16 protein-coding genes are annotated in these 13,571 nt (G+C 58.7%); 14 read left to right on the forward strand and 2 right to left on the reverse strand.

Going from position 1 to position 13,571, the window contains the following annotated elements; all coding sequences use genetic code 11:
- Nucleotides 1–133: 133 nt before the first annotated feature.
- On the forward strand, nt 134–1,018 hold the full coding sequence (gene dapA, locus AC1D2R_RS13235; RefSeq protein WP_477967731.1) for a 4-hydroxy-tetrahydrodipicolinate synthase: 885 nt from the start codon (nt 134–136) through the stop codon (nt 1,016–1,018).
- Nucleotides 1,019–1,116: 98 nt separating this feature from the next.
- A complete protein-coding gene (gene smpB, locus AC1D2R_RS13240; RefSeq protein ID WP_477967732.1) occupies nt 1,117–1,596 on the forward strand; it encodes an SsrA-binding protein SmpB in 480 nt (159 codons plus the stop codon).
- A gap of 59 nt (nt 1,597–1,655) precedes the next feature.
- Here the strand turns inward: smpB and AC1D2R_RS13245 are convergent, their stop codons facing one another.
- The gene (locus AC1D2R_RS13245; protein ID WP_477967733.1) at nt 1,656–2,240 is read right to left on the reverse strand and encodes a LabA-like NYN domain-containing protein; all 585 of its coding nucleotides are present in this window, start codon (nt 2,238–2,240) and stop codon (nt 1,656–1,658) included.
- A 292-nt stretch (nt 2,241–2,532) separates the two neighbouring features.
- Between AC1D2R_RS13245 and rpoZ the strand changes: the two genes are divergently transcribed.
- The 12 genes from rpoZ to AC1D2R_RS13305 all read left to right on the forward strand — a co-directional run bounded on the left by rpoZ (nt 2,533) and on the right by AC1D2R_RS13305 (nt 12,716).
- Nucleotides 2,533–2,937 (forward strand): DNA-directed RNA polymerase subunit omega, encoded by a 405-nt coding sequence (gene rpoZ / locus AC1D2R_RS13250; protein WP_477967734.1) that lies wholly within the window; start codon nt 2,533–2,535, stop codon nt 2,935–2,937.
- A gap of 118 nt (nt 2,938–3,055) precedes the next feature.
- On the forward strand, nt 3,056–5,302 hold the full coding sequence (locus AC1D2R_RS13255) for a RelA/SpoT family protein (RefSeq protein WP_477967735.1): 2,247 nt from the start codon (nt 3,056–3,058) through the stop codon (nt 5,300–5,302).
- Between the two features lie 184 nt (nt 5,303–5,486).
- The gene (locus AC1D2R_RS13260) at nt 5,487–5,636 is read left to right on the forward strand and encodes a DUF3563 family protein (RefSeq protein WP_080725546.1); all 150 of its coding nucleotides are present in this window, start codon (nt 5,487–5,489) and stop codon (nt 5,634–5,636) included.
- A 141-nt stretch (nt 5,637–5,777) separates the two neighbouring features.
- A complete protein-coding gene (locus tag AC1D2R_RS13265; RefSeq protein ID WP_477967736.1) occupies nt 5,778–6,362 on the forward strand; it encodes a DUF2062 domain-containing protein in 585 nt (194 codons plus the stop codon).
- Entirely contained in the window at nt 6,359–6,763 is a 405-nt protein-coding gene (gene acpS / locus AC1D2R_RS13270) for a holo-ACP synthase (RefSeq protein ID WP_477967737.1), read from the forward strand. Before AC1D2R_RS13265 ends, acpS begins: the two co-directional genes overlap by 4 nt.
- A gap of 116 nt (nt 6,764–6,879) precedes the next feature.
- Nucleotides 6,880–7,623 (forward strand): signal peptidase I, encoded by a 744-nt coding sequence (gene lepB, locus AC1D2R_RS13275; protein ID WP_477967738.1) that lies wholly within the window; start codon nt 6,880–6,882, stop codon nt 7,621–7,623.
- Entirely contained in the window at nt 7,620–8,339 is a 720-nt protein-coding gene (gene rnc, locus AC1D2R_RS13280) for a ribonuclease III (RefSeq protein ID WP_477967739.1), read from the forward strand. Before lepB ends, rnc begins: the two co-directional genes overlap by 4 nt.
- An 8-nt stretch (nt 8,340–8,347) precedes the next feature.
- A complete protein-coding gene (gene era, locus AC1D2R_RS13285) occupies nt 8,348–9,289 on the forward strand; it encodes a GTPase Era (RefSeq protein WP_477967740.1) in 942 nt (313 codons plus the stop codon).
- Between the two features lie 142 nt (nt 9,290–9,431).
- Nucleotides 9,432–10,184 carry a Crp/Fnr family transcriptional regulator gene (locus tag AC1D2R_RS13290; RefSeq protein ID WP_477967741.1) on the forward strand — a complete coding sequence of 251 codons (753 nt, stop codon included), beginning with the start codon at nt 9,432–9,434 and terminating at the stop codon, nt 10,182–10,184.
- 134 nt (nt 10,185–10,318) lie between these two features.
- On the forward strand, nt 10,319–10,783 hold the full coding sequence (locus AC1D2R_RS13295; protein WP_477967742.1) for a response regulator: 465 nt from the start codon (nt 10,319–10,321) through the stop codon (nt 10,781–10,783).
- Between the two features lie 67 nt (nt 10,784–10,850).
- Nucleotides 10,851–11,612, forward strand: a complete 762-nt coding sequence (gene recO / locus AC1D2R_RS13300) for a DNA repair protein RecO (protein ID WP_477967743.1) — start codon at nt 10,851–10,853, stop codon at nt 11,610–11,612.
- Between the two features lie 108 nt (nt 11,613–11,720).
- Nucleotides 11,721–12,716, forward strand: a complete 996-nt coding sequence (locus tag AC1D2R_RS13305; RefSeq protein ID WP_477967744.1) for an aldo/keto reductase — start codon at nt 11,721–11,723, stop codon at nt 12,714–12,716.
- On the opposite strand, the gene AC1D2R_RS13310 is transcribed toward AC1D2R_RS13305, so the two are convergent.
- On the reverse strand, nt 12,713–13,567 hold the full coding sequence (locus tag AC1D2R_RS13310) for an MOSC domain-containing protein (RefSeq protein ID WP_477967745.1): 855 nt from the start codon (nt 13,565–13,567) through the stop codon (nt 12,713–12,715). The two genes, AC1D2R_RS13305 and AC1D2R_RS13310, sit on opposite strands and share 4 nt — an antisense overlap.
- Nucleotides 13,568–13,571: the final 4 nt, after the last annotated feature.

Raw genomic sequence — 13,571 nt, forward strand, 5'->3', positions numbered from 1 at the left:
TCACATTTGCTATCGGAATTTGCCCCAAACCGACCTCTACGCGCTTGTCGCAGCGTTTTCGCCGCACTATGGTGCGCTCCTCATATTCAAGGAATGCGGCCGAAGCATGGATTGCGGTCGCAAGGAGTTCTGCATGTTCCAGGGATCCATTCCCGCACTCGTCACGCCCTTCACAGATGCCGGACAGGTCGATGAAGCGGCGTTCGCCGCTCATGTCGATTGGCAGATCAAGGAAGGTAGCCGCGGTCTTGTTCCGGTTGGCACGACCGGCGAGTCTCCGACACTGTCTCACGCCGAGCACAAACGGGTTGTGGAGCTTTGCATCGAAGCCGCGACAAAGCGCGTCCCGGTTATGGCCGGAGCCGGGTCGAACAACACGCGCGAAGCCGTCGAACTCGCCCAGCACGCCGAAAAGGCGGGCGCGGATGCCGTTCTCGTTGTTACCCCCTACTATAATAAGCCGACGCAGAAGGGTCTCTTTGCCCACTTCTCAGCGGTCGCCGAAGCCGTGAAGCTGCCGATCTATATCTATAATATTCCCGGCCGCTCGGTTGTCGACATGACCCCCGAGACCATGGGCGCGCTCGCCAAGGCGCATGCGAACATCGTCGGTGTCAAGGATGCCACCGGCAGGATCGAACGCGTCTCCGAGCAGCGCATCGCCTGCGGGAAGGATTTCCGGCAATTGTCGGGCGAGGATGCAACGGCTCTCGGATTCAACGCCCATGGCGGCGTCGGCTGCATCTCCGTGACGGCGAATGTTGCGCCGCGCCTCTGTGCCGAATTCCAGGCCGCGACGCTTGGCGGCGACTATGCAAAGGCTCTGGAGTATCAGGATCGCCTCATGCCGTTGCACAAGGCAATTTTCCTGGAACCTGGCCTCTGTGGTGCGAAGTACGGTCTTTCGAAGCTCGGCCGGATGAGCCGCAACGTGCGCTCGCCGCTGATCCCCACGCTTGAGCCCGGCACTGAGGCTGCTCTGGATGCGGCCATGCGTCATGCCGGCTTGCTGAACTGAGCAATTGAACGCGCCTCTTCACAAGAACGGGCCGTTCTCCTACATACGTGCAAGAAATGAGGGCGCGACTTTCGCGCCCGTAGGATTGGAATTTCGTCATGGCCCCCAAAGGCAGCCAGCGCGTCGTGAACAAGGTTGTGGCCGAAAACCGCAAGGCCCGGTACAACTACGAGATCATCGACACCTATGAAGCCGGGATCGTTCTCATGGGTACCGAGGTCAAGTCGCTGCGCGAGGGCAAGGCGAACATTGCCGAATCCTATGCGTCTGACGAAGGCGGCGAGATCTGGCTGATCAATTCCTATCTGCCGGAATATCTGCAGGCGAACCGCTTCAACCACGAACCCCGCCGTCGACGCAAGCTTCTGTTGACGGGAAGGGAGATCAACCGGTTGCGCGTCGGTATCAACCGCGAAGGCATGACGCTGATCCCATTGAAGATCTACTTCAATGATCGCGGTCGCGCGAAGATGGAATTGGCGCTCGCCAAGGGCAAGAAGCTTCACGACAAGCGCCAGTCTGAGAAGGAGCGCGATTGGAACCGGCAGAAGAGCCGGCTGCTCAAGGACAACGGCTGATCGCAAGCCTGCGGTCGGGAATGCCGTCTCGGAGACGGCCACGACAATCCTGGGTTGTCCTAGGCCTCAAAATCGCTTGTCGCTGCCGCCGTTTCGCTCGGCCGTGGCGTCCGCTCCGAAGGATCCCGGCCGATTTCACTCTTCAGCGACAACAGATCGATGAAATGGTCCGCCTGACGTCGAAGATCGTCGGCAATCATCGGCGGCTGCGTTGCCATCGTTGAAATGATCGAGACCTTTCGGCCTCGTCGCTGCAGGGCTTCTACGAGTGTCGTGAAGTCGCCGTCGCCTGAGAAGATCACCAGATGATCGACGGTTTCCGACTGCTCCATGGCGTCGATCGCGAGCTCGATGTCCATGTTGCCCTTGATCTTGCGTCGGCCCATGGAATCCGTGAATTCCTTGGCGGGCTTGGTGACGACCTTGTAGCCGTTGTAATCGAGCCAGTCGATCAGCGGGCGAATGGACGAATATTCCTGATCCTCGATCAGCGCAGTGTAATAATAGGCGCGCAGCAGATATCCGCGCTTCTGAAATGCCTTTAGAAGTTTTCGGTAGTCGATATCGAAGCCTAGGCTTTTGGATGCGGCGTAGAGATTGGCGCCATCGATGAAAAGAGCAATTTTTTCGCGTGGGTCAAACATTCCTTACCAATCCGCTTGAGAAATCTAAATTGCCATAGCCAAAAACCCGTAAAAACAACGAGTTACCTGAGAGGCCGGAACAATTCTTAATTTATGAACTATTCATATAAGAAAGATCTAGGGCACGAATCGGGATATTCCAAGCAACTACTGGTGGAAATCCCCGCATTATCTCTAAAATTGCAAGCTTCATCGCGCCGTCGAATGGGAGTTTCACGAAAAACTTGAATTTGCCCGGTTTTAATTGTATCGCGGTGCTAATCCCGAGATCCATGACCGCAAAGGACAGGCAATGGCCCGTGTCACAGTTGAAGATTGCATCGACAAAGTTGAGAACCGCTTCGAGCTGGTTCTGCTTGCCAGCCACCGCGCCCGGCTGATTTCACAAGGCGCTTCGATCACTATCGATCGCGACAATGACAAGAATCCTGTCGTTGCACTCCGCGAGATCGCCGACGAGATGCTGTCGCCGGACGACCTGAAGGAAGATCTGATCCATTCGCTGCAGAAGCATGTCGAAGTGGATGAGCCCGAGCCCGATCCTGCAAGCCTCATCGCCGCCGGCGCCGTTGCTGGTGCCGAAGGCGAAGAGCAGGACGACGTTCCGGAGACCGTCACCTTCGACCAGATGTCGGAAGAAGAGCTTTTGGCTGGCATCGAAGGTCTCGTGCCCCCCGAGAAGAGCGACGATTACTAAGAGAGCGACGGTTACCAATCGTCAATCTTGCAACATTAATGCTTCGGCATATGATTGATTATCGTGTGCGCCAATCTGCGATTGGCGCGCTTTTCTTTTGTAATGGAGTGGTTTCGGGATGATGCGGCAGTACGAGCTCGTGGAGCGGGTTCAGCAATACAAGCCCGATGCCAACGAAGCACTGCTGAACAAAGCCTATGTCTATGCAATGCAGAAGCATGGGCAGCAGAAGCGCGCCAGCGGCGATCCCTACATTTCCCACCCACTCGAAGTTGCAGCCATACTCACGGACATGCATCTCGATGAGTCGACGATCGCTGTGGCCCTGCTTCACGATACAATCGAAGACACCACGGCAACGCGCGCCGAAATCGACGAGCTTTTCGGGGAGGATATCGGTCGGCTCGTCGAGGGTCTGACGAAGATCAAGAAGCTCGATCTGGTCACCAAGAAAGCCAAGCAGGCAGAGAACCTGCGCAAGCTGCTGCTCGCCATCTCCGACGACGTCCGGGTCCTTCTGGTGAAGCTGGCCGACCGTCTTCACAACATGCGCACGCTTGATCACATGTCGCCGGAAAAGCGCGCACGCATTTCCGAGGAGACGATGGATATCTACGCGCCGCTGGCCGGCCGCATGGGTATGCAGGATATGCGCGAGGAGCTGGAGGACCTCTCCTTCCGGCACATCAATCCAGAAGCCTACGAGACCGTCACCAAGCGCCTTGAAGAGCTGTCGCGGCGCAACGAAGGGCTTGTGAAGAAGATCGAGACCGAACTGCGCGATCTCCTGGTCGCCAGCGGCCTGACGAATGTCTACGTGAAGGGGCGGCAGAAGAAGCCTTACTCCGTTTTCCGCAAGATGCAGTCGAAGTCGCTGTCCTTCGAGCAGCTGTCCGATGTCTACGGTTTCCGAATCATTGTCGACGACATTCCCGCCTGCTATCGCGCGCTCGGCATCGTCCACACGCGGTGGCGCGTCGTGCCGGGACGCTTCAAGGACTACATCTCGACGCCGAAGCAAAACGACTACCGCTCGCTGCACACGACCATCGTCGGACCGTCGAGCCAGCGCATCGAGTTGCAGATCCGCACCAAGCGAATGCATGAGATCGCCGAGTTCGGCATTGCCGCGCATACGCTGTACAAGGACGGTGCATCCAACGCCGACGGCGATATTCTGTCGCGCGAGTCCAATGCTTATTCGTGGCTGCGGCACACGATCGAGGCGCTGGCCGAAGGCGACAGCCCCGAAGAATTTCTGGAGCACACCAAGCTCGAGCTTTTCCAGGATCAGGTCTTCTGTTTCACGCCGAAGGGCAAGCTGATCGCTCTGCCGCGAGGTGCGACACCGATCGATTTCGCCTATGCGGTCCACACCAACATTGGCGACACGACGGTCGGTGCAAAGATCAACGGCCGCATCATGCCTTTGGTGACCCGGCTAGCAAACGGCGACGAGGTGGAGATCATTCGTTCGGGCGTGCAGGTGCCGCCTGCGGCTTGGGAAGAGATCGTCGTCACCGGTAAAGCCCGCGCTGCCATCCGCCGCGCCACGCGCATGGCGATCCGAAAGCAATATGCGGGGCTGGGCCACCGTATCCTCGAGCGGACGTTCGACCGCGCCGGCAAGATATTCTCCCGCGAGGCAATGAAGCCTGCCCTTCACCGTCTAGGCCAGAAGGATGTCGAGGATGCGATCGCGGCAGTCGGTCGCGGCGAAATGTCGTCGCTCGATGTCTTGCGCGCCGTGTATCCCGATCACCAAGAGGAGCGGGTGACCGCCAAACCGACCGGCGATGACGGCTGGTTCAACGTTCGCAGCGCGTCCGGCATGATTTTCAAGATCCCCGGCAAGTCGAAACCCGGTGAGGGGGCGCCGACGGAGATCGAGGCAGCCATCGATGCAGATGCCGTTCCGATCCGCGGCATATCGAGCAGTGTGGATGTGCAGTTCGCGCCCACCGGCGCTGTCCCGGGCGATCGTATCGTCGGGATCATGACCGCGACGAACGACGGAAAGAGCATCACGATCTACCCGATCCAGTCGCCGATATTACAGCGCTTCGACGAGCAGCCGGACCGCTGGATCGATGTCCGCTGGGATCTGGACGAGGCAAACAAGTCCCGCTTCATGGCGCGCATAATGATCAATGCACTGAATGAGCCCGGCACGCTTGCCAAACTTGCGCAGACCGTGGCTGGCGTCGACGTGAACATTCGGGTGCTCAATACGGTCCGCGTTGCGACCGACTTCACGGAGATGACCCTCGACGTCGAGGTCTGGGATCTCCGTCAGCTCAATCAGTTGCTTGCGCAGCTGGCCGATCTGGATTGCGTAGCGACGGTGCGTCGTCTTTACGAATAGGCTTGAAGAGCGGGTTTTGTCTCCACTTGCACATTTTGTGATCGTTTCATGACCGAAATCGCGCAGATAAAAGGCTAGGTATGCATGTGATGCATGCCTGACGGAGTGTAAGAGCGTTGGTAATCACCAACGACAGCGCCTATCTTCTGGTTATCACGAAATGAAACGAAGATGAGGCAAGCAAATGTTTAAACCGATCAAGAAGTTCGCCCGTGCTCTGCGCGCTCCGAGTGCAGAAGAACGCGAATTGGCATACCTGAACGGCTCGTTTGACCGTATTGATCTCGAGTATCGCCAGCGTCAGGTTGACCGGGGTCTGTTCCGCAGTCGCTAATACCCGATTTATACTGGAAGAGTAAAAGGGGCGTTTCGCATATCGCGCCCCTGGTGAGTGCCCGGTCGATGCCAATCAAATAGTGACCGAGGTGGTTTGACGCTCTTGTCATGCCGGTGCGGGTTGCACTACATACGCGCCATGTTGTTTCGACGTCGAAAACCTGCCGGATTTCCTGAAAAGTTGCGAGAGTTGCTTTGGCCACGTAAGGGCTTCATGCGACCGCCCCGCTATCTTGTGATGCGTGTCTTGCGGCTGCGGGCGTCTCCGCACGCTGTTGCCATGGGAGTGGCGGCCGGGATATTCGTTTCCTGGACCCCGTTCATCGGCGTACACTTCATCATGGCCTTTGTTCTGAGCTATCTGTTCTCCGGAAACATGGTCGCCGCAGCCCTTGGCTGTGCGGCGTTTGGCAATCCGCTGACCTATCCCTTCATATGGGGTACGACCTGGGAGATAGGTCACCTCCTCCTCAGCCGGAAGGACACTCTGCAGGGGCATTCCTTGGACCTGGCGGCCCTATTGCATGAGCTTCATTTCACTCAACTTTGGCGCCCCGTCCTTGAGCCGATGCTGATCGGCTCCATCCCTCCGGCGTTGGTGAGCTCCGTAGTCCTCTATTTTGCGACGTTCTACACCGTGAAAGGCTTCCAGAGCCGACGCCGCGCTCACCTGTTGGAGCGCGCGCGCCTGCGCCTCTCCAGCCCCATGCAGGAAACAGTATGATCATCGGCCTTGGCAGCGACCTGATCGATATCCGTCGTGTCGAAAAATCGCTCGAACGATTCGGCGAACGCTTTACCACGCGATGCTTCACGGAGATCGAGCGGGCGAAATCAGATCGTCGCGCCAATCGAGCGGCATCCTATGCCAAGCGCTTCGCGGCCAAGGAGGCCTGCTCCAAGGCGCTGGGCACGGGTATTGCGCAGGGCGTCTTCTGGAAGGACATGGGCGTAGTCAACCTGCCGAGCGGCAAGCCGACCATGAAGCTCACAGGTGGTGCGGCCGATATACTGAACTCCATGCTGCCGGAAGGCCATCGTGCCGCCATTCATTTGACAATTACTGATGATTATCCCCTTGCACAGGCCTTCGTCATCATCGAAGCGCTACCGGCAAGTGCCTGAAGCGGCGGCGAGTCGTCGCTTTTAGTGATCGCGCCATTGCCGCAATCGGCTGAAGCCGCTACAGAGAACCAAACAAGTGCTGCGCCCGAAAAGGTGCCCTGAAGGAATAGATCTGCGTGTCCGAAAAAGTTGAAACCAAGCCCAACGCCCTCTGGGAAAACATCAAGGTCATCGTCCAGGCGTTGATTTTGGCAATGGTCATTCGCACGGTCCTATTCCAGCCTTTCACGATCCCTTCTGGCTCGATGATGCCGACGTTGCTTGTCGGCGACTACATCTTCGTCAACAAGTTCGCCTACGGGTATTCCAAGTATTCGCTGCCGTTCTCGCCGAACCTGTTCACCGGGCGCATATTTGCAAGCGAACCGAACCGTGGCGACATCGTTGTCTTCCGCTTCCCGCCGAATCCCGAGGTTGATTACATCAAGCGTCTCGTAGGTCTTCCGGGCGATCACATTCAGGTGACCGAAGGCGTGCTCCATGTCAACGGCAAGCCTGTTCCGAAGGTGCCGGACGGGACGTTCAATTCCGATTACGCGCAGGATCCGGGCCAGGACGTGCCCGTGTTCCGCGAGACGCTGGACAACGGTGTGACGTACGACACGCTTGACCAGTCACCTGTTTCGCGCGGCGACAACACCCGCGAGTTCATCGTGCCTGAGGGCCACTACTTCATGATGGGCGACAACCGCGACAATTCTCTCGATAGCCGCTTCGATGTCGGTTTCGTTCCTGCCGAGAACCTGGTCGGCCGCGCCAGCGTCATCTTCTTCTCGCTCGGCAACGACACGTCGTTCCGTGAAATCTGGAAGTGGCCGGCCAATATGCGTTGGGATCGCCTTTTCAAGGGCGTTGAATGAGCAAGGCGCAGTCGCTCTCGGCGTTGGACCGGACAAGGCTGGAAGCCCTTATCGGTCATGAGTTCACCGAGAAAGAACGCCTTGACCGCGCACTGACTCACGCCAGCGCCCGCACGCAAAAAGGCGGCAACTACGAGCGGCTGGAGTTTCTTGGCGACCGCGTGCTCGGCCTCTGTGTGGCGGAATTGCTCTTCCGCACATTCGGCGTGGCCACGGAAGGCGAGCTTTCCGTCCGGCTGAACCAGTTGGTCAGTGCGGACACCTGTGCAGAAGTCGCCGATGAACTTGGACTGCATCTTTTCATCCGGACTGGCGCGGACGTGAAGAAGTTGACCGGTAAGCGCATGATGAATGTTCGCGCCGACGTTGTCGAAAGCCTGATCGCCGCAGTCTATCTCGATGGTGGTTTGGAAGTCGCGCGGAGCTTTATCCTGAAGTACTGGGAAAAGAGGGCGGCCCGAGCGGACGGCGCACGGCGCGACGCGAAGACCGAATTGCAGGAATGGGCGCACGCCAAATTCGCCGTGACGCCAACCTACCGGGTTGAAGAACGCACCGGACCGGATCATGATCCGCGTTTCAAGGTGACGGTCGAGGTTGCCGGCGTTCAGCCGGAAACGGGCGTCGAGCGATCCAAGCGCGCCGCCGAGCAGGTCGCCGCCACGAAGATGCTTGAACGCGAAGGCATTTGGCAGAAATCGTCTGCCGGAAATTGACAGGAACAATGACCGAAGAACACGACATCGCGGATAGCGCCGCAGAACCTGCTGGTCCGACGCATTCGGGCTTCGTTGCCCTAATCGGGCCTACAAATGCCGGCAAGTCGACGCTGCTAAACCGCCTGGTCGGTGCGAAGGTGTCGATCGTCAGCCACAAGGTGCAGACGACCCGGGCGGTCGTCCGCGGCATTGCGATCCACAACAACGCGCAGATTGTGTTCATGGACACGCCAGGCATCTTCAAGCCACGTCGCCGGCTCGATCGTGCAATGGTGACCTCCGCCTGGGGTGGCGCCAAGGATGCCGACGTGATCATGCTGCTGATCGACAGCGAGCGCGGCCTGCGCGGCGACGCCGATGCGATCCTCGAGGGTCTCAAGGACGTCCCCCAGCGCAAGATCCTCGCCCTCAACAAAATCGATCGTGTCAAGCGCGAGGATCTCCTGGCATTAGCCTCGGCGGCCAACGAGAAGATTGCATTCGATCAGACATTCATGATCTCGGCTGAGAACGGCTCTGGTTGCGATGACGTGATGGACTATCTGGCGAAAACCCTGCCAGAGGGACCGTGGTACTATCCGGAAGACCAGATCTCCGATCTTCCGATGCGTCAGCTTGCCGCCGAAATCACCCGCGAAAAGCTGTTTCTGCGTCTGCATCAGGAGCTTCCCTATTCGTCGCACGTCGAGACGGAAAAATGGGAAGAGCGCAAGGACGGATCGGTTCGCATAGAACAGGTGATCTACGTCGAGCGCGACAGCCAGAAGAAGATCGCCTTGGGCAAGGGCGGTGAAACGATCAAGGCGATTTCCACCGCGTCAAGAAAAGAGTTGGCGGAAATTCTCGAACAGCCGGTTCACCTTTTCTTGTTCGTCAAGGTCCGCGAAAATTGGGGCGACGATCCCGAACGATTCCGTGAAATGGGGCTGGATTTCCCACGCTCGTGACCACAATCCGTTTGCGTTAGTCGGGTAGGCGCGTCATTTCACGATAAAATGCTGGGTACGCGGGAACGAACTGCCACGCAGCGTGTTTTAGGAGGCGGCGTCTTGATATCGAGACGCCGCCTTTCGGGCTGCCGGGGCACGCATGGCGACAAGTCGACCGACGCATTCATTCAAGACACCGTGCGAACAGTGTCCATTACGGACGTTGCCGCAATTCAGGGAGTTTGCCAGCGACGAACTCGAATTCGTCTCCAAGTTCAAAAAAGGTGAGCTGGCGGCGGATGCCGGCGCCACAATCCTGGTGGAAGGCGCTCACAGCGCGCATTTGTTCACGGTTCTCTCGGGGTGGGGCTTTCGCTACAAGACGCTGGAGGACGGCCGGCGGCAGATCCTGAATTATCTGATGCCGGGTGACCTGATTGGACTGCAAGGGACGATCATGGGGGAGATGCAGCACTCGGTCGAAGCGCTGTCGCCCGTCTCGCTCTGTGTCTTCGAACGCGACAAGCTGATGACACTATACAACAAGCATCCCTCGCTCGCCTTCGACATCACCTGGATTGCGGCGCAGGAGGAGCGGATGCTCGACGAACACCTTCTTAGCATAGGTCGCCGCACGGCGTTGGAGAGAGCCGCATATCTCATTGCTTTCCTGTTTCAGCGGGGCAAACAGCTGAAGCTTTTCAGCGACCACAGCGCCATTCCTATAACCCAGCAACACATTGCGGACACGCTCGGCCTGTCGATCGTTCATACCAACAAGACATTGAAAAAGCTTGCCGTTCGTCGATTGATCCGGTGGCAGGAGCGGGCCTGCGAGGTGCTCGATGGCGATGCGCTCATGGCGATTGCGGGCTGGGAGGGACTGGATGGAAAGCCGCGCCCGTTCCTGTGAACTGCCCTATCTCTATGTCTTTTTTAAATGCAATTCGAAGAATTGGAACATAAGGTCATGGTCGTGCCATTTTTTCTCCGGTTTTGCTTCTTATCGACCGAGAGGGAAAAAACGGCTATGCAAGCAAGGATAGCATGGGCTGTTCGACCAACGAGCCGTGGCGCGTAAGAGGTAAAAATGCGGGTGAAGTGTGCGAGGCGCGCCGAAAGCGGCGCCCGGCGGAGGTCGTGCCGATCATGAGCGCGAGGCGTGTTCTGGTCCTTGAGGACAGCTTGATCATCGCTATGGAGGCGGAAGATATTCTGCGCACCGTCGGCGTCGAGACGATCAGCATCTGCAACAGCATCCATCAGGCAATGGAGGCAGTCGCGGCTGATCGCTATGATTTTGCGTTGCTGGACGTCAACCTCGGGGACGTGATGAGCTTCGACTTCGCCCGCCATCTCGTGAGCGTCGATATTCCCTTCGGCTTTGTCAGCGGTTATTCGGACACGCTTGATTTTCCGCAGGATCTGCAAGACACGCCGCTTTTGGTCAAGCCGTTTGACGAAACAGCGATGCGAGAGTTTCTTCGGCGGCTTTCACTGTCCGAAGTGTAGTCGCCTTCCATGACAGGCCCGTCGTCTTGCGTTAGGATAGGTTCGCTGGCGTGAGGTTTATTTTGCGATGCAATGGCAGGATCGGGCGATCATTTTGGGGGTGAAACGCCATGGCGAGACGACTGTCATCGTCGAGGTGATGACACCTGGGCGGGGACGACATCTCGGAATGGTCCGGTCGGGCCGTTCGCGCACGATGCAGCCTGTTCTACAGCCAGGCAACGAAGTGGAGGTTACCTGGCGCGCGCGCCTCGACGAGCATCTCGGGGAATTCCGTGTCGAACCGGTCAGATTGCGTGCAGCCCAGCTGATGGAGACGGCAACCGCGGTCTATGGCGTACAGGCAATGGGGGCATTGCTGCGGCTGTTGCCCGAGCGCGATCCGCATCCCCATCTCTTCGAAGCGCTCGAAATCATTCTGGAAAATCTGCACAATCCCGTCGACGCGGGCGAGTTGTTCGTCCGCTTCGAGCTGGCTGTGTTGAACGATCTTGGCTTTGGCCTTGATCTCCGCGAATGCGCGGCAACTGGCACCCGTTCCGATCTTGCCTATGTTTCGCCGAAGTCCGGCCGTGCGGTGAGCCGTGCCGCAGGCGCGCCATGGGCTGACAAGATGTTCGCCCTGCCGCGATTTCTGATCACGGAGCAAAGTCAGGCCGCTGATTTCGAAAGTCTTGCTGCCGCCTTCCGGTTGACGGCCTTCTTCCTGCATCGGCACGTTTACGAACCGCGCGGGGTGGAAGCCGCAGACGCGCGCGAGGGCTTTGTGCAGGCCGCTCTCAAGGCGCTGCGGCAGCCTGTCCGCAAGGCTGACGAGCTGTCCGCCTGAGCCGATCGTTTTTTACTGCTGCATGACGCTTTTCGAATCGCGCGCTTTACGAGCCTCGCATGCCTCCTTATCTGGCTGACGTGACGCTTATAGCCGAAGGAGGACGCCATGCTGACGAAGCCGGATATGCAGACGATGATGGAGCTTTGGAATGGTCGCGAGATCCCGCGCCTTGGGATGGGCTGCTGGGCGATTGGCGGCCCCTTCTTTGCAGGAGATATTCCGCTCGGCTGGGGTGATGTTGACGACAATGAGTCCGTAGCCGCCATCGATCGCGCCATCGAACTCGGCATCCGCTTCTTTGACACCGCGTCGAATTATGGGGCAGGGCACTCGGAAGAAGTTCTCGGCCGCGCGGTCGGCGCCCGCGACGACATCGTCATCGCGACCAAATTCGGCTTTGCTACCGATCCTGTGACCAAGCAGGCTATCGGTGCCTTTACCGATGCACCATTCATCCGACGCTCGGTCGAAACCTCGTTGCGCCGCCTGAAGCGCGAACGTCTCGATCTGCTGCAGCTCCACCTGAACGACTTTCCGCTTGAGCAATCGGACGATGTCTTTGATTCGCTGGAAACATTGCGCGGCGAGGGTAAGATCGATGCATTCGGCTGGAGCACGGACTTCGCCGATCGTGCGGCACGCCATGCGACGCGCTCAGGTTTCGTTGCGGTCCAGCACACGATGAATGTGTTCGAGCCCGTGCCGGAGATCGTTTCGGTAATCGAGCGCCATGGTCTGGTGTCGATCAATCGCGGGCCGCTCGCCATGGGCTTGCTGAGTGGCAAGTTCACCCCCGACAGGACGGTCGGTGCCAAGGACGTGCGCGGCGCAACCCTCGATTGGATGGTTTATTTCAGGGATGGGCGGGTCGCTCCTGAATTTGCCGCGCGGCTGGACGCCGTGCGCGACCTGCTGACGTCAGGCGGTCGAACGCTGACCCAGGGTGCGTTGGCATGGCTTTGGGCTCGATCGTCGCGAGCGTTGCCGATCCCAGGGTTCCGCACGGTCGCGCAAGTCGAAGAGAACGCCGGTGCACTGGACAAGGGGCCCTTGTCTGCCGAAGTGATGAGCGAGATCGACGCGGTGCTGGCGCGCACTTAACCGCGGTTGCGGACTTTCAGCGCCCAGCCTTCCGGCCGCACTTCGAGGACCTTTACTGTGTCTCCGATGGCGACCCTGCCGTTTGCGCGAGGGGTGACATTCCAGCCGAAGAGGGGGCCGGGAACCCGGCGGTCGGCAGACATACGGATGCGGCCCATGGCGGGCATCGGATTGGGAACGTCGCGTGAGCCGGTTTGCTGGTCCTGGGTGGTCATGATGCAGCGAGCGCAGGGCTTGACGAGATCGAAGCGGATTCCGCCGATCTCGATTGCTGCCCAGCGGTCTTCCGGCCAGGCTTCCTCTGTATCGATCACAATGTTCGGCCGAAAACGCTCCATACCGACGCTGCCCTCGCCATGCGCCTGCAGGTCTGCATTCAATGCCTTCAGCGATCCCGTCGTCGTTACGAGAATCTGGTATCCGTCTGCAAACGCGACCGGAGTACCGTCGCCAGCCCACTCCGCGCTCGCTGTGCGCCTGGCGCCCTCGTCGAAGAAGACGATCCTGACATCGCGGCCAAGCCACTGCGAGAGCGTTCGATTGCTGTCGTCGTCGGCAAGCGCCGCGCTGACGATGGATTTCCAGATCGAGACATCAATACGACGGTCGGCGCTTGGCAGCGGTACGAGGAATTCCTTGTCCACCATTGACAGTCGAAGGGAAGAAGCATCTGTCCGCGCATCGATCCGGGCGAGTTCTGGCAATTCACGTTGCGTGATGAAGTGCCCATCCGGGTCGGTGATCATCGCGCGGCGGTCTCCGGGAAATCCGAACGCGTCGATCTCCGCGGTCGACATGGCAATGCCGCGGCCGCTCTTGAGAGGGTAGATGAAGAGATCGCTGACGCGCATCGGA

The organism is Rhizobium sp. P1_C7, assembly GCF_056406295.1.

What these genes read in the sequence shown, in the direction of transcription:
- dapA (WP_477967731.1), top strand. Translation starts at nt 134, where the DNA reads ATGTTCCAGGGATCCATTCCCGCACTCGTCACGCCCTTCACAGATGCC.
- smpB (WP_477967732.1), top strand. Translation starts at nt 1,117, where the DNA reads ATGGCCCCCAAAGGCAGCCAGCGCGTCGTGAACAAGGTTGTGGCCGAA.
- AC1D2R_RS13245 (WP_477967733.1), bottom strand. Translation starts at nt 2,240, where the DNA reads ATGTTTGACCCACGCGAAAAAATTGCTCTTTTCATCGATGGCGCCAAT.
- rpoZ (WP_477967734.1), top strand. Translation starts at nt 2,533, where the DNA reads ATGGCCCGTGTCACAGTTGAAGATTGCATCGACAAAGTTGAGAACCGC.
- AC1D2R_RS13255 (WP_477967735.1), top strand. Translation starts at nt 3,056, where the DNA reads ATGATGCGGCAGTACGAGCTCGTGGAGCGGGTTCAGCAATACAAGCCC.
- AC1D2R_RS13260 (WP_080725546.1), top strand. Translation starts at nt 5,487, where the DNA reads ATGTTTAAACCGATCAAGAAGTTCGCCCGTGCTCTGCGCGCTCCGAGT.
- AC1D2R_RS13265 (WP_477967736.1), top strand. Translation starts at nt 5,778, where the DNA reads ATGTTGTTTCGACGTCGAAAACCTGCCGGATTTCCTGAAAAGTTGCGA.
- acpS (WP_477967737.1), top strand. Translation starts at nt 6,359, where the DNA reads ATGATCATCGGCCTTGGCAGCGACCTGATCGATATCCGTCGTGTCGAA.
- rnc (WP_477967739.1), top strand. Translation starts at nt 7,620, where the DNA reads ATGAGCAAGGCGCAGTCGCTCTCGGCGTTGGACCGGACAAGGCTGGAA.
- era (WP_477967740.1), top strand. Translation starts at nt 8,348, where the DNA reads ATGACCGAAGAACACGACATCGCGGATAGCGCCGCAGAACCTGCTGGT.
- AC1D2R_RS13290 (WP_477967741.1), top strand. Translation starts at nt 9,432, where the DNA reads ATGGCGACAAGTCGACCGACGCATTCATTCAAGACACCGTGCGAACAG.
- AC1D2R_RS13295 (WP_477967742.1), top strand. Translation starts at nt 10,319, where the DNA reads ATGGGCTGTTCGACCAACGAGCCGTGGCGCGTAAGAGGTAAAAATGCG.
- recO (WP_477967743.1), top strand. Translation starts at nt 10,851, where the DNA reads ATGCAATGGCAGGATCGGGCGATCATTTTGGGGGTGAAACGCCATGGC.
- AC1D2R_RS13305 (WP_477967744.1), top strand. Translation starts at nt 11,721, where the DNA reads ATGCTGACGAAGCCGGATATGCAGACGATGATGGAGCTTTGGAATGGT.
- AC1D2R_RS13310 (WP_477967745.1), bottom strand. Translation starts at nt 13,567, where the DNA reads ATGCGCGTCAGCGATCTCTTCATCTACCCTCTCAAGAGCGGCCGCGGC.